The sequence below is a fragment of the Paenibacillus sp. S25 genome (genome assembly GCF_019454085.1).
In the GTDB taxonomy this organism is placed as follows: Bacteria; Bacillota; Bacilli; order Paenibacillales; family Paenibacillaceae; genus Paenibacillus; species Paenibacillus polymyxa_B.
Window position 1 is genome coordinate 3,495,019 of record NZ_CP073683.1, and the last position, 22,562, is coordinate 3,517,580.

At 47.5% G+C, this 22,562-nt stretch carries 25 protein-coding genes; 1 reads left to right on the top strand and 24 read right to left on the bottom strand.

The features are described 5' to 3' along the window. Positions 1-48: 48 nt before the first annotated feature. From trpA to mtrB, 19 genes are all read right to left on the bottom strand, one after another. A complete protein-coding gene (gene trpA / locus KAI37_RS15300; protein WP_025723082.1) occupies positions 49-855 on the bottom strand; it encodes a tryptophan synthase subunit alpha in 807 nt (268 codons plus the stop codon). Continuing rightward, positions 852-2,048 carry a tryptophan synthase subunit beta gene (gene trpB, locus KAI37_RS15305; protein ID WP_071641375.1) on the bottom strand — a complete coding sequence of 399 codons (1,197 nt, stop codon included), beginning with the start codon at positions 2,046-2,048 and terminating at the stop codon, positions 852-854. The genes trpA and trpB overlap by 4 nt, the downstream gene beginning before the upstream one ends. After that, positions 2,045-2,716 carry a phosphoribosylanthranilate isomerase gene (locus KAI37_RS15310; protein ID WP_220029784.1) on the bottom strand — a complete coding sequence of 224 codons (672 nt, stop codon included), beginning with the start codon at positions 2,714-2,716 and terminating at the stop codon, positions 2,045-2,047. The genes trpB and KAI37_RS15310 overlap by 4 nt, the downstream gene beginning before the upstream one ends. Further along, the gene (gene trpC, locus KAI37_RS15315; RefSeq protein WP_220029785.1) at positions 2,713-3,507 is read right to left on the bottom strand and encodes an indole-3-glycerol phosphate synthase TrpC; all 795 of its coding nucleotides are present in this window, start codon (positions 3,505-3,507) and stop codon (positions 2,713-2,715) included. The genes KAI37_RS15310 and trpC overlap by 4 nt, the downstream gene beginning before the upstream one ends. Then, the gene (gene trpD / locus KAI37_RS15320) at positions 3,497-4,543 is read right to left on the bottom strand and encodes an anthranilate phosphoribosyltransferase (protein ID WP_023989165.1); all 1,047 of its coding nucleotides are present in this window, start codon (positions 4,541-4,543) and stop codon (positions 3,497-3,499) included. Before trpD ends, trpC begins: the two co-directional genes overlap by 11 nt. A gap of 34 nt (positions 4,544-4,577) precedes the next feature. After that, positions 4,578-6,128, bottom strand: coding sequence for an anthranilate synthase component I (trpE, locus tag KAI37_RS15325; protein WP_071641382.1), 1,551 nt, complete (start codon positions 6,126-6,128; stop codon positions 4,578-4,580). A gap of 385 nt (positions 6,129-6,513) precedes the next feature. Continuing rightward, positions 6,514-6,888, bottom strand: coding sequence for a chorismate mutase (gene aroH / locus KAI37_RS15330; RefSeq protein ID WP_013310718.1), 375 nt, complete (start codon positions 6,886-6,888; stop codon positions 6,514-6,516). Positions 6,889-6,890: 2 nt separating this feature from the next. After that, positions 6,891-7,985 carry a 3-dehydroquinate synthase gene (gene aroB, locus KAI37_RS15335; protein ID WP_071641386.1) on the bottom strand — a complete coding sequence of 365 codons (1,095 nt, stop codon included), beginning with the start codon at positions 7,983-7,985 and terminating at the stop codon, positions 6,891-6,893. A 1-nt stretch (position 7,986) separates the two neighbouring features. After that, on the bottom strand, positions 7,987-9,156 hold the full coding sequence (aroC, locus tag KAI37_RS15340; RefSeq protein ID WP_028540638.1) for a chorismate synthase: 1,170 nt from the start codon (positions 9,154-9,156) through the stop codon (positions 7,987-7,989). Between the two features lie 227 nt (positions 9,157-9,383). Beyond that, complete coding sequence (locus KAI37_RS15345; protein WP_076293037.1) at positions 9,384-10,184, bottom strand: CheR family methyltransferase; 801 nt, start codon at positions 10,182-10,184, stop codon at positions 9,384-9,386. Positions 10,185-10,214: 30 nt separating this feature from the next. Beyond that, positions 10,215-10,658, bottom strand: coding sequence for a nucleoside-diphosphate kinase (gene ndk / locus KAI37_RS15350; protein ID WP_013310722.1), 444 nt, complete (start codon positions 10,656-10,658; stop codon positions 10,215-10,217). A 110-nt stretch (positions 10,659-10,768) separates the two neighbouring features. Beyond that, the gene (locus KAI37_RS15355) at positions 10,769-11,743 is read right to left on the bottom strand and encodes a polyprenyl synthetase family protein (protein WP_013310723.1); all 975 of its coding nucleotides are present in this window, start codon (positions 11,741-11,743) and stop codon (positions 10,769-10,771) included. Next, entirely contained in the window at positions 11,740-12,606 is an 867-nt protein-coding gene (locus tag KAI37_RS15360; RefSeq protein WP_220029786.1) for a menaquinone biosynthetic enzyme MqnA/MqnD family protein, read from the bottom strand. The genes KAI37_RS15355 and KAI37_RS15360 overlap by 4 nt, the downstream gene beginning before the upstream one ends. Beyond that, positions 12,563-13,222, bottom strand: coding sequence for a UbiX family flavin prenyltransferase (locus KAI37_RS15365; RefSeq protein WP_061829214.1), 660 nt, complete (start codon positions 13,220-13,222; stop codon positions 12,563-12,565). Before KAI37_RS15365 ends, KAI37_RS15360 begins: the two co-directional genes overlap by 44 nt. After that, entirely contained in the window at positions 13,222-14,094 is an 873-nt protein-coding gene (locus KAI37_RS15370) for a UbiA-like polyprenyltransferase (RefSeq protein ID WP_028540635.1), read from the bottom strand. Before KAI37_RS15370 ends, KAI37_RS15365 begins: the two co-directional genes overlap by 1 nt. Continuing rightward, complete coding sequence (locus tag KAI37_RS15375) at positions 14,087-14,815, bottom strand: demethylmenaquinone methyltransferase (protein ID WP_023989173.1); 729 nt, start codon at positions 14,813-14,815, stop codon at positions 14,087-14,089. The genes KAI37_RS15370 and KAI37_RS15375 overlap by 8 nt, the downstream gene beginning before the upstream one ends. Positions 14,816-14,824: 9 nt before the next feature. Continuing rightward, the gene (locus tag KAI37_RS15380) at positions 14,825-15,694 is read right to left on the bottom strand and encodes a heptaprenyl diphosphate synthase component 1 (protein WP_220029787.1); all 870 of its coding nucleotides are present in this window, start codon (positions 15,692-15,694) and stop codon (positions 14,825-14,827) included. A 116-nt stretch (positions 15,695-15,810) separates the two neighbouring features. Continuing rightward, positions 15,811-16,362, bottom strand: a complete 552-nt coding sequence (locus KAI37_RS15385; protein ID WP_071641394.1) for a hypothetical protein — start codon at positions 16,360-16,362, stop codon at positions 15,811-15,813. A 98-nt stretch (positions 16,363-16,460) separates the two neighbouring features. Next, positions 16,461-16,691 (bottom strand): trp RNA-binding attenuation protein MtrB, encoded by a 231-nt coding sequence (gene mtrB / locus KAI37_RS15390; protein WP_013310730.1) that lies wholly within the window; start codon positions 16,689-16,691, stop codon positions 16,461-16,463. 37 nt (positions 16,692-16,728) lie between these two features. Here mtrB and KAI37_RS15395 point away from each other — a divergent pair, with 37 nt between their 5' ends. Continuing rightward, positions 16,729-17,022, top strand: coding sequence for a hypothetical protein (locus tag KAI37_RS15395; RefSeq protein ID WP_220031535.1), 294 nt, complete (start codon positions 16,729-16,731; stop codon positions 17,020-17,022). A gap of 71 nt (positions 17,023-17,093) precedes the next feature. On the opposite strand, the gene KAI37_RS15400 is transcribed toward KAI37_RS15395, so the two are convergent. The 5 genes from KAI37_RS15400 to KAI37_RS15420 form a co-directional block, all read right to left on the bottom strand. Further along, positions 17,094-17,366 carry an HU family DNA-binding protein gene (locus KAI37_RS15400; RefSeq protein WP_013310732.1) on the bottom strand — a complete coding sequence of 91 codons (273 nt, stop codon included), beginning with the start codon at positions 17,364-17,366 and terminating at the stop codon, positions 17,094-17,096. A gap of 247 nt (positions 17,367-17,613) precedes the next feature. Then, on the bottom strand, positions 17,614-18,600 hold the full coding sequence (locus KAI37_RS15405) for an ABC transporter permease (protein WP_013310733.1): 987 nt from the start codon (positions 18,598-18,600) through the stop codon (positions 17,614-17,616). Next, on the bottom strand, positions 18,597-20,114 hold the full coding sequence (locus KAI37_RS15410) for a sugar ABC transporter ATP-binding protein (protein WP_220029788.1): 1,518 nt from the start codon (positions 20,112-20,114) through the stop codon (positions 18,597-18,599). The genes KAI37_RS15405 and KAI37_RS15410 overlap by 4 nt, the downstream gene beginning before the upstream one ends. 66 nt (positions 20,115-20,180) lie before the next feature. Continuing rightward, complete coding sequence (locus tag KAI37_RS15415) at positions 20,181-21,296, bottom strand: sugar ABC transporter substrate-binding protein (RefSeq protein WP_013310735.1); 1,116 nt, start codon at positions 21,294-21,296, stop codon at positions 20,181-20,183. Positions 21,297-21,629: 333 nt separating this feature from the next. Further along, the gene (locus tag KAI37_RS15420) at positions 21,630-22,562 is read right to left on the bottom strand and encodes a zinc-binding dehydrogenase (RefSeq protein WP_220029789.1); all 933 of its coding nucleotides are present in this window, start codon (positions 22,560-22,562) and stop codon (positions 21,630-21,632) included.

Genomic DNA, 22,562 nt, shown 5'->3' on the forward strand with positions numbered 1-22,562 from the left:
TCCTCTATCCAATCAGAACATATTTATTACTTTCTATTTTGATAGCCATTACTGCTTTAATTGTGCCACAAAATTATGAATTTGCAAAAGACCTTCTTGCCTGCGCGCAGAATCATTCAGCAATGGAATGGCTTCTTCCACCTGACGTACAATAGCACTGCCGACCACAACTCCATCGCAAATGTTTGAAAACCGGGCTACCTGCTCTTGAGTAGAGATCCCAAAGCCGACCGCTACCGGAATATCCGTATGCCGTTTGACCTGCGCGATAAAGCCCTCTATACCTTCAAAAAAGGAAGCTCTTTCCCCGGTTACACCCAGCGAGGATACACAGTATACAAATCCTCGGGCCTGACGGACAATTCGCTCGATCCGCTGTTCAGAAGTTGGAGCCACCAGAGGAATCAGATGCACACCCACCTCTGCTGCCCGTCCTCCCAGCTCCTCCGCTTCCTCAAGCGGAAGGTCCGGAATAATCAGACCGCTGATACCGTGCTCCTGCAAGCCTGCGAAGAAAGTATCCATACCCATCTGTAATACAGGGTTATAATACGTGAACAGAATAAAAGGCAGGCTTGAACCTGCCGCCCTAGCCAGAGAAGCTGTCTCCATGCACGTGCGGATGGAAATTTGCCGTTTCAGTGCACGCTCAGACGCGCGCTGAATTACAGGACCGTCAGCCAGCGGGTCGGAATAGGGTACACCCAGTTCCAATATGTCAGCTCCGGCCGACTCTAACTGCCGAATGATCTCTATTGTAGTATCCACATCCGGGTCACCTACCGTCAGAAAAGGAATTAATGCCGTTTTGCCTTCATTTTTAAGGCGACCAAACGCCTGATCAATTAAATTCATGACGGATTTCCTCCCAAATACTTGATAATGGAGTCTACATCTTTATCCCCGCGTCCAGACAAACAAATAACGATAATATCATCTGCCGTCAACGTAGGTGCTAGCTTGACGACCTGTGCAACTGCATGTGCCGACTCTAATGCAGGAAGTATTCCTTCGGTACGGCAGAGAAGCTGAAGCGCATCTAGCGCTTCCTGATCGGTAATCGGAACATACTTGGCCCGCTCAATATCTTTCAGGTATGAATGCTCCGGTCCAACACCTGGATAATCCAGTCCAGCCGAGATGGAATGCGCAGGCTGCACTTGTCCATACTCATCCTGAAGCAGATAACTCATAGAGCCTTGGAAGACCCCTTGTGTTCCCTTGGTCATCGTAGCTGCATGGAATTCCGTTTCGACACCTTTTCCAGCGGCCTCCACGCCAATCAAAGCGACGCCCTGATCCTCAATAAAAGGATAAAACATGCCGATGGCATTGCTCCCGCCACCGATCGCTGCCACGATGACATCCGGAAGTCTGCCTTCCTTCTCTAGGATCTGGCGACGTGTTTCATCACCAATCACACGTTGGAAGTCCCGCACCATCATCGGATACGGATGTGGGCCGACAGCTGAACCCAAAATATAGAACGTATCATGGACATGGCTGACCCAGTAACGCAAAGCTTCATTCCCGGCATCCTTAAGTGTACGTGTACCCGATGTCACCGGAATGACCTCTGCACCCAAAAGCTGCATCCGAAAGACGTTTAGCTGCTGGCGCACTGTATCCTCTTCGCCCATAAACACCTTGCATTCCAATCCGAGCAACGCAGCCACAGTCGCTGTCGCGACACCATGCTGTCCTGCGCCTGTCTCAGCAATGACCTTCTGTTTACCCATACGCTTCGCCAACAAACCCTGAGCTAATGCATTATTGATTTTGTGGGCACCGGTATGATTTAAATCTTCGCGCTTCAAGTAAATTTTAGCCCCGTCCAAATGCTGGCTCAGACGCTCCGCATGATAAAGCGGCGTTTCCCGACCAGAATAGTCCTTTAGGAGCCCGTTCAACTCTGCTTTAAACTCGGGATCATCCGCGTACTTACGGTAGGATTCCTCCAATTCAATCAGTGCGTTCATCAACGTTTCCGGTACAAAACGTCCTCCAAATGTTCCAAAACGCCCGTTGTTATCAGGTAATTGTGTCATGCCTGCTTCACCCTTTCTACGAATGCTGTGATTTTTGCAATGTCCTTGACTCCGTTCGTCTCTACACCGCTGGATACATCCAGCCCATCGGGATGATACTCATGAACTAGCTTTTCCGCATTATCGGCAGTCAGCCCGCCGGCTACAAACAAAGGAATTCCATGTTGATGAGTCCAAGCCTGATAGGCAGGAATTCGATCCCACGCAAACGTTTTTCCGGAGCCGCCACCATACAGGGGATCGTATGTATCCAGCAGTAAAGCGTCAATTGTCCCGACATAGGCATCCAATTCGTCCGCCGAGCGTTCTATCTGTCCTTGACTGTCCACAGACCATGCCTTGAATACCTGTATACCAAAATGCTCCCTGATCTCCCGACAGCGCTGCGGACTCTCCTGTCCATGCAGCTGTATGACATCCAAGGGTGCTTTCTCCATCACATCAATTAACAGTGCATCACCAGGGTTCACAAATACACCCACGCTGCGCGGTCTGCTGCCTGAGGTCCATTCATCCAATACGCGAAGCAGCTCTCCAGCCTGTACGCCGTCAATCCGGCGCTTGCTGTCGGCAAACACAAAACCTATATAATCGACCGGTAAGTTTACCATAGATTTTAGCACTTCAACGCTTTGAAGTCCACAAATTTTTATGCCCGTTTTGTTCATGCTTTAATCCCGTCCATCAATTCGGCTACAGCCTGTCCTACATTTTCCTTGCGCATCAGATGCTCCCCGACCAGGATACCGTGTGCACCTACCGAATGCAGATACTTTACATCTTCCGGTCCCGCAATTCCGCTCTCACTGATGAACGTAACCCCTTTAGGAATTAGTGAGATCAGCTCCTCTGTCGTCTGAAGACGAGTCTCGAATGTCCGCAGATTTCGGTTATTTACGCCAATTAAGGTTGCTGTCCCCAGCTCCAGCACCGCTTTAAGCTCCTCACTGTCATGCACCTCTACCAATGCGTCCAGCCCGAGGTCCTTGGCGATCTGTAAAAAGGACCCTAATACACGCGGTTCCAGGATAGCGGCAATCAACAGCACCGCATCCGCTCCCAGCAGACGAGCTTCATATATTTGCCGTTCATCAATGATAAAATCCTTTCGCAGCAGCGGAATCTTCACCTGATCGCGAATTTGCTGTAAATATTCAGGGCTCCCCTGAAAATACGTCACATCTGTCAGTACAGAAATGCAATCCGCTCCTGCTCCCTCATATGCACGTGCAATGTCCACAGGATGGAAATCCGGTCGAATTAACCCTTTGGATGGGGAAGCCTTCTTCACCTCAGCAATCAGTCCGAGCGGACGGTTGCGTCCGCTCGCGATCGCATTTTCAAATCCTCTCGTCGCAGATAAATCAGCAATTAATCGTTCAGCTTCACTTATTTGAAAATGCTTCTTAAGCTGCTCCACTTCTTGTCGCTTCGTCACCACAATTTTATCAAGATACATATTGATATTCCCCCGTTGCCTGTATTAATTGATCCAGCTTGGAAAGTGCCAATCCCGAGTCAATGGCTTCTGCCGCTCGTGCTACTCCGTCCGTCAAGGTGGCTGCTGCGCCTGATACATAAATGCACGCTCCTGCATTCGCTAACACAACATCCCGATAAGATCCATGCTCTCCGTTCAAAATTCGTCGTATGATATCTGCGTTAACCTGTGCGTCGCCGCCCAGCACCTGATCGAGAGAATGCGTCTGCAAGCCCAGATCCGACGGATGAAGCTCGAACGTGTGAACCTTGCCGTCCTTCAGCTCGGATACTCGTGTCGCAGCTGAAATACTAATTTCATCTAGTCCATCCAGACTACTGACAACCATGGCCCGTTTGGAGCCTAGCTGGTTCAATACCTCGGCAATGACTTCCGTTTTATTGGCGTCATAAATGCCCAACAGCTGCCGATCCGCACCAGCCGGATTCGTCAAAGGACCAAGCATATTGAATACCGTCCGCACACCCAGCTCACGACGCGGCGCAGCGGCATGCTTCATAGACGGATGATACAGCTGTGCGAATAAAAAGCAGATGCCGATTCGGTCCAGACAAGACCTAGCCTGATCACTCGTCAAATGAATGTTGACTCCCAACGCCTCCAGGACATCAGCGCTCCCGGCACGGCCACTTGCAGAACGATTGCCATGCTTTGCTACCCGTACTGACACCGAAGCTGCGATGATCGCGGATATCGTAGAAATATTAAACTTGTGAATACCCGAACCTCCAGTGCCACATGTGTCCAGCAGACGACCACTGCCTTCTTCAGCTTGCACTGGACTAGCGTAGCTACGCATAGCCTCGGCAAAACCAGTGATTTCATCTACCGTTTCCCCTTTGAGGCGAAGAGCCGTCAGTAGCCCGCCAATTTGCGCCTGTGTAGCATTTCCACTCATAATTTGTTCCATTACGCTACGGGCCTCCGTACGCGAAAGATGCTGTCCCTCAATGATCCGGCTTAACCCCACTTGCATCATGTCATGTCGTTCCATTGTCGTCTCCTCCTCAAAATCAGATTTTTGTGTGTTACGGAGTGTACAAATAATCCTGGTTGATGACGCTGTTATAGGGCTGTGTCGTTGCCGGGAACATCACTTCTGCCGTGCGGATTGCCTTCAGCAATGCCTTTGCTTTGTTTACCGTCTCCTGATACTCGCTTTCCGGAACCGAGTCCCACACAATTCCAGCGCCGGCCTGGACATAGGCCCGGTTCTTTTTAAACACAATTGTGCGAATCGTAATGCAAGCGTCCATATTGCCCGAAAAGCCCAAATATCCAATCGCCCCTGCATAGGGTCCGCGTGCTTCCCGCTCCAACTCAGCAATAATCTCCATGGCCCGTAGCTTCGGAGCCCCCGATACAGTGCCGGCTGGCAGACAAGACAGGAAGGCATCGAAGAAATCTTTGTCCTCACGTAGCTCACCCGACACATTGGAAACAATGTGCATGACATGGGAATAGCGTTCAATCTCCATAAACGTATCGCATTTGACTGTGCCAAACTGTGATACACGGCCCAAATCATTCCTTCCCAAATCGACCAGCATCAGATGTTCTGCACGCTCTTTTTCATCGTTTAACAGTTCTTCAGCAAGTGCCGCATCTTCTGTCTCCGTTACCCCACGCGGTCTCGTTCCTGCAATAGGACGGGTTTCTACCCGGCCGTTTTCCACCTTGACGAGTGCCTCAGGCGAAGTGCCTACGATGATCTCGTCATCCATTTTCAAATAATACATATATGGCGACGGGTTCATCGTGCGCAGCACGCGGTATACCTGTAAAGGAGAGGCCTCTGTATCAATGTGAAAACGCTGGGATAGTACAACCTGAAAAATATCACCAGAGCGGATATACTCCTTCGCCTGCTCTACGTTTGAAATAAATTGTTCCTTCGTCATATTGGATTGGATCTCACCTAGTTCCACATCATCAGGAATGGAAGCCGATCCTAATCGCTCAGGCGGGGTCTGCTTGCGCAGATACTGCGCCGTTTCCTCCAACCTGCGTTCCACATCAGCATAAGCAGCACGAATGTCCTCATCGCGGAACCCTTCACCTACATGAACATTGCCGACCAGCAAAATTTGCTGTTTCACATGATCAAAGACAATGACTTGATCGCAGAACATAAAACGAATATCATCCATATTCAAATCATCTACCGAATGCTCTGGCAGCTTTTCATAGTATTGAAGCAAGTCATATCCAAAAAATCCAATAGCCCCGCCTGTAAATGGAGGCATTTCTTTCAGTTTCGGACTACGGTATTTACGAAGCAATGCTTTGAGCGCTTCAATCGGCTTGTCGTTTAATATTTGCCGTTTACCGTGTTGTTCCAATATTAAACGTCCTTTTTTACCCGAGACCATTAGAAACGGGTCTGTACCGATGAATGAATGTCGCGCCCACTGTTCGCCTCCCTCTACACTCTCTAGCAGAAAGGCACGGTCCCGCTCGGCATACCGACGGAAAATCCGAATCGGCGTCTCCATATCAGCCAGCACTTTTTTGTACACAGGAATCAGGTTAAATTCACTCGCCATCGTTATCACTTGCTCCACATGCGGCGTTAACATGAGATCACTTCCTTTCCAAATTGGCGCAGAACCAATGGAGAGAATATAAAAAAGCCTCTACCAGTAAGGTAGAGGCTGTCAGTTATTGAAATTATAAGAATGCTCCATATGTAAAATGACTACAGCAAATAGATAAGTATACACTCATCCCTTTGTATAACCGCGCAGGTTGCCTCAAATAAGCTTCTCTGTAGAAGAATATCTCTTCATGGACAAAAGCTTATCCGCTACCGCCGATCTCTGTAATCTCATATGGAATTGGCTAAGGCTGCACTCTTCTCATCTCAACTCTGTCTCTGGCTAACTCTACTCTACTTAACTCTGCTACACACACTATATCTCATGGAATGTTACTTTGGCAACCATCAACTTTAAAAACGGGCACTTATTTCCCTTGGGAAGCCAGATCCGGTCTTAACGCCTGTGCTCCGTTCAAATATACATGTTTAATTTCCCGCTGGGATTTATCGGTGTTCACCTGTACCATCAAACGGATGCACTTGGGTAAACTGCCTGCCACAGGAATTTCTAATGCACACATGAGCGGAACCATATCCCAGCCATCAAGCTGACGAATGGCCTTGGCTGGAAAGGCAGTATCCAGGTCATGGGTCACCGTAATCCATACGTTACTAATATCCTCCGGCTGAATTTCATTGTAGGATACAATTTCCTCCAGTAGTTGGCATGTTGCTTCCAAAATTTCGTTTTCTTCATTATTCACTACGGTCGTCGCGCCACGAATTCCCCGATTGTACATCGTTACGCCCCCTCTTTTAACTGTTCAATAACTTGTCGGATGTAAGAGACGGAAATATCCTTCACAACCTCCACGTGCCCGATGCTACGTGGGACGACAAAAGTAATGCTGCCTTCTTTGAACTTTTTGTCATGCATCATCGCGTCCAGCAGCCGATCTGTATCGAGATGTGACGGAAGGGAGGTCGGTAGCCGTAGCGAAGATAACATATCCTTCGTTTCATCTACCAAAGAAGGATCTGCCCCCAGCTTCACGCCCAAAAGTGCGGAGCCGACCATACCAATAGAAATGGCTTCCCCGTGTAAAAACTCACCATATCCCGCAATGGCTTCAATGGCATGGCCAATCGTATGACCTAGGTTTAGAATAGCGCGTAAATTATTTTCTCGTTCATCGCGCGACACCACTTCGGCTTTTACGGAACATCCCTTTTCCAGACCGTACTCCAGAGCTGTCGCATCCAGCGCAAGCAAATCAGTCGCATGGTCACGGCACCACTGGGCGAAATCAGCATCCCAGATCAAACCATGCTTGATCATTTCAGCAAGCCCCGCAGATACCTCACGAGGAGGCAAGGTAGACAACGTATCTACGTCATACAACACAAGTTCCGGTTGATGGAAGGCTCCTATCATATTCTTCGCCAAAGGATGGTTGATGCCGACCTTACCGCCCACGCTACTATCATGGGCAAGGATCGTAGTGGGGATCTGTACAAACTTGACACCTCTCATATAAGAAGCTGCCACAAATCCAGCCAAATCACCCACCACACCACCACCAAGTGCAATAACGGCTGAATTGCGATCCAAACCGCCCTCAATGGCTGCTGTTATGACCTGCTCAAATACAGCAAGCGACTTGGAGGTCTCACCTGGCTTAACGACAAAGGACACTGTCTTGTAGCCAGATGCCTGAAGATTGCTCTCCAATGTTGCCAAGTAGAATCCCGCTACATTTTCGTCAGAAACAATCAACAACGGGCTTTTTTGCGCAATTCCTCGTTCCTTCAACAACTCTCCGGCTCGATGTAACAGCCCTCGTCCGATATGAATAGGATAAGAACGTTCGCCAAGCTGTACCGTCAGCGTACTCATCTTAGTACCGCCCCAGTTGTTCTTCGTAGGATGCAATATTCGCGCGAATCTCTTCAATCGAATCCCCACCGAATTTTTCTAGCAAAGCTTTCGCAATCTCCCAAGCTACGACATGCTCCATAACTACGCTTGCCGCTGGCACTGCACATGCATCCGAACGCTCAACCTGTGCGGTGAACGCTTCCTTTGTATCAATGTCGACGCTTTGCAACGGCTTGTAGAGTGTGGGAATCGGCTTCATTACGCCACGAACCACAACTGGCATTCCATTCGTCATACCACCCTCAAAACCACCCAAACGATTGGTACGACGGTGATATCCACGTTCCTCATCATATAGAATCTCATCATGCACCTGTGAACCGCGCAATTCCCCTGCTTCAAAGCCGATGCCAATTTCCACGCCTTTAAATGCATTAATCGACATGACGCCTTGTGCGATACGTGCATCCAGTTTCCGATCATACTGTACATGACTGCCCAGACCAATCGGAACACCTTCTACAATACATTCCACTACCCCACCGACTGAATCACCTTCTTGCTTGATCAGATCAATGTATGCTTCCATTTTCTTTTCGGTTTCTGGATCGGTTACTCTCACCGAGGAGGCTTCTGTCACGGCAATCAGCTCATCAATCGGCAAATCACGGTAAGGAGCTTCGATTTCCCCAATACGGATGACCTGACCTGCCACCTTGATTCCGAACTCAGCCAGCAATTGACGGGCCAAACCGCCGCATGCCACACGAATTGCTGTTTCACGTGCACTGGAGCGCTCCAGCACGTTACGAAGGTCCTTCAGGTTGTATTTCATTCCGCCATTCAAATCTGCATGACCCGGACGTGGCCGGTGAACCCGACGCTTGTCTTCATCACTGCCTTCAATAGGCTCAATATTCATAATGTTCTGCCAGTGCTTCCAATCGTTATTTTCCACAACCAGCGCAATCGGTGCACCTGTGGTATAACCGTGACGTACGCCTCCGGCAATCTTCGCCGTATCTTTTTCAATCTGCATACGCCGACCCCGTCCATACCCTTTCTGACGACGGTGCAGCTGAAAATTCAATTCCTCAAAATCCAATTTTAAATTGCTCGGCATACCCTCTACAATAGCAGTTAGCTGGGGACCATGCGTTTCCCCCGCGGTTAAATAACGTAAACTCATGACGCGTTCCCCCTTTAAACTGTTAAACTGTGCATCGCTAAAATCTTTAACTGTGCTTCATTATAGTATACGCACCTTTCTTTGACAAGAAAAGCCACGTGTATGCAGATAAACAAAAACACGCCTCTTAGCCAAAGGGGCTAAAGGACGTGCTTTGCTGATAAGCAACCATCATTACTCAAGGATATAAATAAGTTCCTACAAAACTTTGGATAATATGTGCAAGCTTATGCTTTTTTGCGATAAAAAAAGGTTTCCGTCGATTCCAGACCATATTGGTTAGGAGAAAAGATTTGCTCTGTACTACCGACAAATAACACACCGCCGGGACGAAGACTGGCTGCAAACTTTTGATACAACGTATGTTTGGCCTCTTCTGTAAAATAAATCATTACATTTCGACAGATAATGAGATCATAACCATCCTCAAACCGATCCAGCAGCAAGTTTTGCTTTTGAAATTTCACGGCTTGTTTCAAACGGTCATCAATTCGATACATCGCACCATCCGGCTTAAAATATTTACTAGCTACCTGCTCAGGTACATCCTTGAGCGAACGCTCCAAATATTTGCCTTCCTTGGCTTTTGCCAATGCACCGTCATCAATGTCGGAAGCTGTAATGGAACAATTCCCCAAAATCCCTTTACCGTCGAGAACCATAGCCAGGCTATAAGGCTCTTCACCAGTCGAGCAGGCCGCACTCCACAGCTTAAGCTTCTGCTTCCCCACAAGCAGTTGTGGCAAGATTGTATCCCGTAGTACTTCCCACCGATTGGGATTTCGCCAAAATTCCGAAACATTGATCGTCATCCGATCCAGAAATTCATAGAATAGAGGTTTTTCCTTCATCATGGCATCATAAAAAGAAACAAAACTGGGAAACCCGTTTTTGTTGCGAAGCGTAGTTAACCGCCTTTTCATCTGTGCTTCTTTGTATTGTGCAAGATCAATACCTGTGCTGTCCTTGATTTTGCGGATAAACGCTGTGTAATCGGGGTCCATCTGACCCAGTTCCATATCCGTCATGCTACCATCCTTCTTCATACGTAATTTAACTTACATCCAGGTCGCCACACTTTTTTCATACCGAACGGATTCTTCCGGCATGAAAAAATTTGCAATCTCGCGCTCTGCGCTCTCCGGTGAATCTGAACCATGAATGAGGTTAAACGGTGTATGTGCTGCAAAGTCTCCACGAATTGTGCCCGGAAGAGCTTCAGTTACTTGTGTTTTACCAATCAACAAGCGGGAAAGCGTAACGATGTTATCCCCTTCCCATACCATAGCAAACACAGGGCCTGATGTGATAAAACCTACAAGCTCTTCAAAAAAGGGCTTGCCCACATGCTCCGCATAATGCCGTTCTGCCTGTTCTCTAGACACTTGCACAAGCTTGCCAGCCGTCATTTTGAAGCCTTTGTCTTCCAGTCGACTGATGATGCGTCCAATCAATCCACGTTGTACACCATCCGGTTTAACCATCAAAAAAGTACGATCCATCGGCTCACTCCCAATCCAATCTAATGTATTTATACAGTACTAAACTGTATTGTAACAGAAAGCTTGGAACCGGTTAAAGCATTTTGTCACAGCAAACCCAAAACACAACTTTAGTAGGAGCGGCGTGTTACAAAATGAGCAATATCGCGTAGCGTCTTTTTTGTTTTGACATCTGGTAGTAAGTCCAGCGCGTTTAGCGCTTTATTAATATATCGGTCGGCGAGAATTTCAGCTTTAGCGATTCCTTCACTTTTTTTGATCATATCCACCGCTTTGCGTGCGTCTCCTTGCCCATCTCCATCCTGAATGCGGCGGATTTCAGCCAGTAGATCGGCACGCAACTCAGGCTGTTCAAGCGCATAAATCACCGGAAGAGTAATATTCCCCTGTCTCATATCGCTGCCCGGCGGCTTGCCAATCTTTTTTTCCGTGCCACAAAGATCAAGCAGATCATCCTGAATTTGAAAAGCCATACCTACGTTATAACCGTAGCTGTACAGCAGGGAATTGACACTTTCTCGTGCCCCTGCAGCCATAGCTCCCAGCTGGCAACTAACCGCAATCAACAATGCCGTTTTGCGCCGTATGCGAAGTAAATAATTACGCACACTCTGATCCACATTAAAAAAATCACGAATTTGTTCCATTTCACCAATGGACATCTGCACCAGCGCTTTAGACAGTACCCGGTGAATGTCGGGATTCGGCAGTCCAGCAGCAATAGACAGCGCACGTGCATATATGTAGTCTCCGGTGTACATAGCCACCCGATTGTCCCATTTGGACTTCACGGTGGGTTGACCGCGTCTCATTTCCGCATCGTCAATCACATCGTCGTGAACGAGAGAGGCAGAATGAATCAGTTCCAGAGGTACCGCTATACGCTTTAGCTTGTCCAGATCATATTCTCCAAACTTGCCTCCCAGCAATACAAATACGGGACGCAAACGCTTGCCCCCTGCTTTAAGCAGATGAAGCGACGTATCGTTAATCAGCGGCTCCGTACTGTCGATACTGCGATACAACTCTTCTTCTATAAAGTTCATATCCTTCTTTAATAAACCGAACAAATCCAATCGTTTCATTCTTTCACCCGTGTCAGCGTATTGTCACTCCAGAGAAGCGGCTTCACTTGTCGGTCAAGCAGCCCCAGTTCATGCGCATACTGAAAATAAAGCTCTAAACCTTGTTGTTGCTTCTCTCCAAAATCATAACACAGATTAGTAAAGTAGCGCTCCCAATAATCTCGCAGACCTCCAATTTCCTCGCATGCTTCAGAAATAACAGGCGTCAGGTCCGACAGACTAAGCTGCTTGCTTGCGCGGAACGCACTTGCAATTTCAGCCACCGCCGCGGGATTTTGAGCAGCAACAGCACGTCGTACTGCCCATACAGCAAAAGTCATACTGTAGCCTGTCCAGCGCTTCCACTCTTCTCCGAGGTCCGTAACATACAGACCTTCGCTTCGCCAAGATGCCTTAATCGCGTGATCTCCAATCAGCAGCCCTGCATCTGCCAGTTCCAGCATCAAGTCAAGATCCGGTTCACAGTCAAAATAGGAAGGCTGACCTTCCCATGCCTTTTGCATCAAAATTTTCAACAAATTCACAGATGTAGCAGACGTATTCGTTAGTGCAATGGTTCCGTTTTTGATTTCGTCCAGCGGCTTGCGTGAAAATAGCAAAATGGATTGCACAGGACCATCTGCACTGACGGATAAATCCGGCAACAATAGCATTTCCTCAGCACCCGATGCATACGCAAAGGAGGACATCGCACTGATATCCAAACTCCCATTCAGCATACCTCGATTCAATTCAGCCGGAACTTTAGAAACCATCTCCGCCGAATGGAGAAGCTCAGAAGGATTAAAATAATGAAAAATAGGCCAAGCGTTCGTATATTTAATTTTTCCGATTGTGATTGTCTTGGTGTCCGGTGTCGGCATCGGAATCCCCCCATCTCGTAAACAGTTGATGTTCTATACGCAAGCTGTCCAATACTTTGCCTACGAGGAACAGCACAATATCATCCAGCGTCTTCGGATGAAAGTAAAAAGCCGGCATAGCCGGAATCATTTTGACGCCGAGTCTCGCAAGCTTAAGCATGTTTTCCAAATGAATGGCATGTAGAGGCGTTTCACGAGGCACAAGGATCAGCGGACGACCTTCCTTCATCATCACGTCCGCTGCCCTTGCCATGAGGTTATCGGACGAACCGTGTGCTACTGCTGACAACGTCCCCATCGAGCATGGCATAATAATCATCGCATCCACCAAATAAGAGCCGCTCGCAATCGAAGCTCCAATATCTGTGAATGGATGGTATACAAGAGAACCGGGACGGCCTCCGAATTGTTCATTCAAAGCCCCTTCCCGGTCAGTCACATTCCAGCCCAACTCCTCTTTCAAAACCCGCCAGCCAGCATTGGAAACGATCAGGTGAACTGTGTATTGCAAGTCCAGCAGAGTCTCTACCAGTCGCACACCATAAATGCTTCCGCTCGCGCCTGTAATGCCAATAACGATTCGTTTGCCTTGATGTCCGCTCACCTGATTATTCATTAGTATTGACGCACCACCAAATCAATCAGTGTAAAGGCAAACACGACAGTGCTAAGTACACCGTTCATAGTAAAGAATGCCGTCTGCAAGCGACTCAAATCTTTTGGAGATACGATATAGTGTTCATAAAATAAAATAATGTACGAAATAATCATGCCCGCCAGATACCACCAGCTTAAATCTGCAATAAAGAACAGTACAATAAATCCGATTGCCGTAATGACGTGGAATGCCCGAGCGATGTTCAACGCACCTGCTACACCAAAACGGGCAGGAATAGAATAAACTCCTTCGTTTTGGTCAAAATCTATATCCTGACAAGCATAAATTACATCAAATCCCGCCGTCCAAAATGCAATCGTGAGATATAGTACGATAGCGGTCAAATCTATTTGTCCCGTTACTGCAACCCACGCGCCGAGTGGCGCCAAACCAATGGTCAGACCAAGTACAATATGGCAAAGCCAAGTGAAACGCTTGGTGTAAGAATAAAAAACGAGCATAAAAAAGGCCAGCGGGAACAGCTTGAACGCCAGCGGACTTAACTTGAATGATGCCCAGAATAACAACACCAAACTGACGATAATGAAAATCACCACTTCGCTCGATTTGAGCAACCCCGCCGGTATAGCGCGTCCTGCTGTGCGCGGATTTTTCCCGTCAATCACCCGGTCAATCATACGATTGAAGCCAAAAGCCGCGCTACGTGCGCCAACCATAGCTAGCAGGATCCAGCCGATCTGCGGCCAGGAGGGAAGGTTGCCTGTCACGATAACAGACCCCAATACAGCCCCCATGAATGCAAATGGGAGCGCAAATAACGTATGTTCAATTTTAATCATTTCCAAAAAAATAGCAATTTTCTTAAACATGCTGACTCTCCTTGATTCCAATGTGCAATGCCGCAATGCCTCCGGTGAGAGAATGAGCCTGAACATCCTTCAATCCGACTTCACGGAAGATGCCAGCCAACTCATCCCTTCCTGGAAAAAGCGCCAACGAATCAGGGAGCCATTTATACTGCTCATAACGTTTGGCGAACAATTTGCCGAGCATGGGCAAGATGTGTTGAAAATATGTGTAGTAAATTCCCTTGAACGGCTGCCAAGTAGGTTTGGACAATTCCAGACATACGACCTGCCCGCCAGGTTTGACGACTCGTTGCATCTCCTGTAACACGTGGCGCAGATCAGGCACGTTGCGCAGACCGAAACCAATCGTCGCATAATCAAATGAATTATCTTCAAAAGGTAGTTCCATCGCGTTGCCCTGAACAAGCTTAATTTGCTTTTCACGGGATTCTGATGTAATCTTACGCTCGCCAACATTGAGCATGTTCTGACTAAAATCGAGTCCTACGATGTGACCACTTTCACTTGCTCGCGCCATCGCAAGCGTCCAGTCACATGTACCACAGCAAAGATCAATTGCCGTATCGCCGCGATGCATGTTCATTTTTTTCATCGTAAATTTCCGCCAAGCCTTATGTCTGCGAAAGCTCAGTATATCGTTCATCAAATCGTATTTACCTGCTATGCTTTCAAACACGCCATGAACGAATTGCTCTTTCGGCTTGGTGTCGCTTGATCCCATCACGTTCACCTAACCTTCCCTCACAACTGGGTGCGGACTATTTAGCAGCTTCAGGAAAGGCTCAAGCATGCGTTCAAATTCCTCGATCCCCGTATTTTGATCATCTGACAGGATCTGCCGGATGTGTGTAACAGCCGTGCGAAGCTTGTCCAGTATCGCATCCTCGGCTTTGTATTTCAGAACAAGCTTACGCCATGCTTCAGTGTCAGTACCACTCTCTGAAAGCAATGCCTGCTCGTTCCGATTCCCGTTACCATAAATATGCCAGAACATATATCCGAAACGGGACTTGTCCGGTTCTGTCCGCTTGCCCCATTCCTCCACCAAGGTGTCACAGAGGGCAAATTTGTTGAGAAGCTGCTTCCAAATTTCCTGATCCTGTTCTGCTACAAGTGAAGTGAATGATAAAAAAAGCTCCTTTTTGAAACGAACCATCTGAGTTAAATACTGAGTTGCATCCAATCGGAATTGCTTCATCCCCCAGTACAGACTCATTTTCCCTGCGTTCACTTCACATACAGCATCACTCAGCTTCGAAATGGCCGTGATGCGGCCTGCCAGTGCAAGCAGCTGATAAAAACGACTGCTAAAATAGTCCCCAGCTAACACTTTCAGCTGTCTGGAACGCATCTCCTCCGGGCTCCGTATACCGGATAAAGTATCAATCATATCATGCGTATCCAGCCCCATCTGCACAAGTGAGGTTACCAATGCGTACAGTTCGTCCTCACTGGCATGCAGCTCCTGCGCATTCCGGTTCAAAAACACAAACATCAAACGGGTACGGCTGTCAGGAAAAGCCGGCATTTCCGTATGTTGTTGAATCATGTCGTATTCCACATATTTCCTTGCTAATTGGGGTACGCGATACGGTTTCATCCTAAGCCTCCGAGACATGACTTTCTGCTATACTCAAATAATTGCAATGCCTTATATTATATCACAATTTAAAATGATTCGCGACTAAAGTACTGTAGGTCCACCGGCAGAAACATCTATTCTGTATATACACCGTTAAACCTGTTTTGCCACATGGGCGTTACTGTAATGCGGAAACGGGATTTTAAATCCTCTGGCAATTCCGCGCCTTCCCGGCTTCTCAGCTGTTCCAATGCCTCGTTCGTCCACTCGTTCCGACGTATATCGGATGCAAGCAGCAAATGACGTTCTCCTGACCATTCGTCCTGCGTCACCACCCGAAGCAGCAATTGCCGTACATTCGTCGTTCCGTAAAAGCTAAAGGCGGCAAGCTCCGCCATGTTTTGATAAATCTCTAGTGGGGCAGTTTCTTCCTTGGACAGCTTGACATCCAGGGTCAGGACTGAATGTTCCCAGCTTGCGCTTGCAATCGGTGTGGTCAACGGTAGCTCGTTCAGCGTATCCACCAGATTGTCATCCGACAGCAGCACCCGTTGCTGAGGCGAAATCGTCGCCTGTGTCTCGCGAACTGCTGCGGTTCCTGAGTCCAGCACCTGTAAGGACGGCAGCAACACAGCTGCTGCGATGGTTATGAGAATGGAGCCACCGAATACAATCCAAGGTTTCATCAGAGCCTCCCCTGACCTCTACCTCATAATGTGGGTTTGCTACGGTAAAGGTCCTCACTCTCATTCTACAACAAAAAAAAGCAGGCTATGCCTGCATTTTAATCCTCCGTATCTACTACCCCGTGCTTAGTCATCACAACGGCTTTGCCGCGAATTTTAATAGCAGAAGTATGATCCGTAAATTGGACGATCAGCACCTCGCCCTTGTCCAATTTTTCTGAATGATGCAAGCGTGTATCCTGACCTCTGGTCAGACCAAAAACCTGACATCCGTTGCTTTTCGCTTTAATTACGACGTACTCACTGCTACCCGTCACGTTATCTTCCATGTCCTTTTCCTCCCTGAGAGCCGAAGCTATACTTTTTATGATGGAGATTCAAGCTTGTTTTGTCAACTACATGCTTCCTTCGCTACCTGCAACAATTAGCGTGTCCCGAGCCATACTATCTGTGCAGTCCCATCTATTAAAGAAAGGAACGGATCTGATGAAAAACTATCTTCCCGCCACTCTCAGTCCTGCCCAAATCGAACGACTTCAACAGCTGGAGCATGAATTTGCCGAGCTAACAGGTGAACCCCTAGTGCTGATCGCTTATGCCTCGCGAAACGGCAGAACAGCTTCCTCTTCTTCAGTCCATAGCACCTCTACCACGAAGTAAACAGGACAAAAAGAAAAGGCCGTGAATCAAATTCACGGTCTTTTCAGCGCATTGGGAATATGTAAGAAATCTTATTTAATTCCGTCTTTGAGCGCTTTACCCGGTTTAAATGCCGGAATTTTGCTCGCAGGGATTTCGATTTCTTCTCCTGTTTGCGGGTTACGTCCTTTACGTGCGGAACGTTCACGAACCTCAAAGTTCCCGAAACCTACCAGTTGCACCTTATCTCCGCTTTGCAGCGCTCCAGAGATCGCCTCAAATACTGCATCGATTGCTTTGGTTACGTCCTTTTTGGACAATTCAGTGCTTTCAGAAACCTGATTGATCAAATCCGTTTTATTCATAATATTCACCTCCCAATTCAAGTGTAGTCCAGCATTAAGGTTATCGGTGTTAATGACCGATATGAGGTCGCCTGTATAAAATAACCCGGGCGGCGTACTGCCTTCCATAATGTTATCATCTGTTTCCGTTTCGTCGTTAAATATACATAGAATATACCTAACCTCCGCAATATAGGCCGAAACTGGCGTTTTATGGCACCCTTCTTGCGTGGAACAAGGTTTATAGTAATACAGTCCACAGACAATTTCAAGTACGACGACGGTTTAACACGTAAAAAGTAACGGCCAGCGCAAGCACCAGCACTACTCCCTTGACAATATCATGGGCAAAATATTGCACATTCATCATCGTTAGTCCATTAACCAACACGCCGATCAAAACCGCACCAATAAATGTACCAATGACATTGGGTTTACCAGCACCAAAGACCGAAAAACCGACGAATACTGCAGCTACCGCCTCCATGAGCAAGGGGGACCCCGCGTCAATTTGGCCTGAGCCTACTCGCGAGGCATACAAAATACCGGCAATCGCCGCAAATACCCCTGAAGCAACATAGGCTAGAGTACGGACTTTTTTTACCCGTATGCCCGACAGACGAGCAGCTTCCTCATTTCCACCCGTTACATACATTTGACGCCCATGCTTTGTATAGGTCAAGAAGACATGCACCGCTGCCACAGCCAGCAACAGTAAAATAACTGAAATCGGGATACCCAACCATTTACCTTGCCCCAGCAAAAGAAATGCAGGAGATATCTCCCCCGGCGCCTTGCTGCCATCGGGAAACTGCATATGATTGTATATGGTATAGCCTTGGGCGTACGTTTTGTGAATCCCGCTTACAATATACATGATTGCAAGGGTCGCGAGCAAATCAGGAATACGCAGTTTAATGATCAGTAATGAATTCAACAGTCCTACCAAAGCACCGACAACCAGAGACACAATAATGACCACCGCAACAGGCTGCTCATACCAGACCATCAAAGAAGCTGAAACGACCGTTGTCAAAGATACTGTAGCTCCCACCGACAGGTCAAAACCGTCCACAATAAGTGACAACGTCACACCAATGGCAACGAAAGTCACAATGGCAATTGAGCCAAGAATGTCCATTAAATTATCATACGTCCAGAAATAAGGTAATGTAGATGAAAAAAACGCCAACACACCTATAATGACAACTACGGCACCGTAACGAAATGAGACGTTTAACCATTTTTCCTTCATGAATGCACCTCTTCACCGCCGCTGGCATACAATAGAAGCTGTTCCTGTTCCACTTCGCCCCGCGCAAATTCCTTTATAATTTTGCCATCATACATCACTGCAATCCGATCACCAATGCCAATCCCTTCAGCAAATTCACAGGTTAGATAAATGATCGCTTTTCCTTGTTCCGCCAACTCGCCAATGATACGGAAAATATCACTTTTTGCCCCTATATCTACACCCTTGGTTGGCTCGTCAAAAACAAATACATCCGCTCCAGAATGCAACCATTTCCCAATCGCAACTTTTTGCTGATTCCCACCACTTAAATATTTAACATTCTGGCGGAGCGATGGCGTCTTAATACCGAGAGAGGCGACAATCCCATTACCGTTATTTCGTTCTTTATGCCGACTAATGAAACCAAGGACACTCAGCTTGCCCAAAAGCGGAAGGCTGAGATTTCTTTCCACACTCTCTTCAATCAACACCCCCTGCTTACGCCGCTCCTCGGGTATGGACACAATTCCTTGAGCTACCGCGTCCGCTGGCTCTCTCAATCGAATGGAGCGACCTTTAAAGGTCAGCTCTCCCTTATCCGGCTTGTCTGCTCCTGTAAGAAGTCGTGACAGTTCTGTCTTGCCTGCACCAACCAAACCCACAATAGAGAGAATTTCACCACATCGGACTTGTAAATCAACGCCGTGCACTCGTAATCCTTTGTGAAGCCCTTTTGCTTCCAATACCGTTTCACCAATCGGTACCTCTGTTTTTGGGAACTCCTCTTCAAATGTTTTCCCAAGCATATGCGTAACAATGTCTCCTACACTTAAATCAGAGGCAGACCCCGTGAACACGCGCTCACCATCACGCATCACCGTAACATGGTCACTGTGTTCGATAACCTCCTGCAATCGGTGTGTGATGAGGATACATGCAACTCCCTCATCCTTGAGTGTATGGATTGTGCGGAACAAACGTCGCGTTTCTTCCTCGCTGAGCGGCGCCGTAGGCTCATCAAAAATGATGGTATTTGCTTGCTGTGTCAAAATGCGTGCGATAAGCACAAGCTGTTTTTCTGCCAACGTCAATTCAGACACATATCGTCGTACGTCAATATCTACCTCCAGACGTGCTAATGCCTCACGCGCTCGTCTTCGCATAGAACCCGGTGCAGCCCACCATCGACCATCAGGTGCAGACAAATCGTCCATTACAATATTTTCAGCGACAGTTAACTGAGGTACAAGCGCTGAATCGACCTCTTGATACACACAGTGAATTCCCGCTCTTTTAGCCTCCCACGGTGAACTAATGTTCAGTTCCTTGCCACCAACTACGATAGCTCCCTGATCGGAACGATACGCACCGGACAAAATCTTCATCAATGTGCTTTTCCCTGCCCCGTTGGCGCCCAGCAGAGCGTGTATTTCGCCACCCTGCACCGTAAAATCCACAGCTCGCAGCGCATCTACACCAGCAAACTGTTTGCTGATTTTTTTCATTTCCAATGTATATACTTGTGAACTCATGGTGCCCCCTCACGTCTGCTTATGATAAAAGCGCGCCGAAGCGCGCCTTTGCGTTATGCAAACATTTTATTTGGATGTTTCATATTCCTTCATCCAATCCTTATAGCCCTGCTCGCTTTGGCCCCATCCCTTCACATATTGGGACAGCTCGGATGTGGAAATTTGCTTATCTGGCAGCGCTTCGCGTTGCACATATACAGCCTTCAGTACGACTTTCTCCTCCGGATTATCCCCATGCAGCTTCTGATATGCATAGCGCACTTGTACGCGCCCGATATCTGTTGGATCTACGGCTGCCGAGGCCACCCAAGGATTTTTCGGGTCCTGGATCATTTGCAAGTCCTCGTCGCTCATGTCAATGCCGTAGACTTTAATTTCCGTACGTCCCGCTTGTTGGATGGCACGGGCTGCGCCTTTGGCAAACTCATCCCACGCCGCCCAGACGGCTGTAATTTCGCCCTTAGGATATTGCTTTAATACAGCTTCCATTTTGGCTTGCGTATCCAACGCAGGATTCTGAGCCGAACCAAAAGTCGCAATTTCTTTAATATCCGGATTAGATTTCAAAAATGCACCATAAGCAACCTGACGACGTTCCATCGGTGCAAATCCGGCAACCCATACTTTCACAATGTTGCCTTTGCCACCGATATCCTTTTTCATTTGCTCCAGCGTCAGCTCAGCCATGCTTTGGTCATCCTGTGAGAGCACTACCGCACCCGGAACATTGACGGCAGCATCGAACACGATAACCGGAATATTGCGGGAAATTGCTTTTTTCAGCCCTGTCTCCAGCAATGCATCACCGTGATCAGTCAAAATGACATCAAACTGCTGGTTAATCGCACTATCAAGCAGAGAAGCCATTTTAGCCTTATCGTTATCTGCCACAAACTTAGTCAGCGTACCGCCGAATTTCTTAACTTCCTCTTCCACACCTTGAACATACTGTTGCGAAAATGTGCCCGTGTTAAACTCCATGATCAACGCAACCCGTTTACCCTTTAGATTTAAATTGTCCGTTTTTCCGTTTGTTGTATTCGATCCTGCAGTGCTTGTCCCTTGAGTGCCGCTCTCTGTTTTCGGCACGCCACATGCAGTGACCAGCAAAACCAGCACCAGTAGCATGATAGCCCCCAGCCCTAGCTTTTTGTTTCTTTGGAGCTCTTTTTGGATATTCATGATTTCATTTCCCCCTCGTTCAATCCACAAAATGATTCAAATTTGATACTTAATATATCGCGTTAAACCAAGTATGTAAATAGGTTTTATGAAATATAGAAAAAATTCCGACTACATCTGACAAAATACGACAATTCCATAAAAAAATTAAACAACCGCCCCCGTTTGAATAACGAGGAACGGTTGCTGTATAGAGGCATCTTTTTAGTTCTCTACTTGACAGGGTACGCCACAGGGTCGATTTTTGCTTATGCTTAAAATGTGAACATCATGAGCGGAGACTAGTCTGGAGATACAATCTCCTTGTCATTTTCAATATAAGGGCGCTCCCATCTAACTTATTTGGAGCACTGCTTTACCGGAAAACTTCCGATCTATCAATTGTTGGGCAATAGTTCCAATTTCCTTCCACGATGCCTCCACTTCGATCCTTGGTACTAACTGGCCTTTTGAAACAAGCTCACCTAGTAATTTCAGATCTTCCGCTGGCGGATAGCGATTTATCTCCTCTCCTAGAAAGAAGCTATATAAGGTCCTACCACCTAAGCCCCTGATATTAATCGTTGCGTAAGGTGAGGACGAATGTCCCATGGATACACATATCCCCTCTGGCACAAGCTGAGGTAGTAATGCAGCCAGCGTATCACCACCTACTGAATCCAAAATTAGATGATAAGGTCCAAATGTATCAACCGATGAAATCGCCGTATCTCCAACGATAACCTCATTAGCACCAGCCTCTTGAACAAGTAGAGCTTTTTCCTTTGTTCTGGCTACACCTACTGTAAAAGCTCCTGATTGCGCTGCTAGCTGGTGTGCAAAAATCCCAACTCCGCCAGTCGAGCCAGTTATCAATATTCGCTTACCGAGCAGCATTCCTCCTTTTCTAAGCGTATAGAGCGCTGACAGACCGGCTACCGGTAAAGTAGCAGCCTGGGCGAAGGTAATATCATCGGGAAATTCAGCCAGTAATGAAGTAGGGGCAGCAACTTGTTCGGCCCATGCTCCCATTGGGAGAAGGCCTACCACACGGCTTCCTTGTTTCGGACCCGTGCCATCTTTGGCCTGCTCGATGACGATCCCAGCAAAATCCCAGCCTGGTCTGATCTGTTTTCCATTATTCCTTGCATCTACAACTTCACCCCGATTAAGAGAGAAGGCCTGTACTTGAACGATCGCTTCCCAAGGCTGGGCCTGTGGGGTGGCAACTTCCTTTATCGCGAAATATCCTGAAGCAAACGGATCTGTTACAATTGCACGAACCAT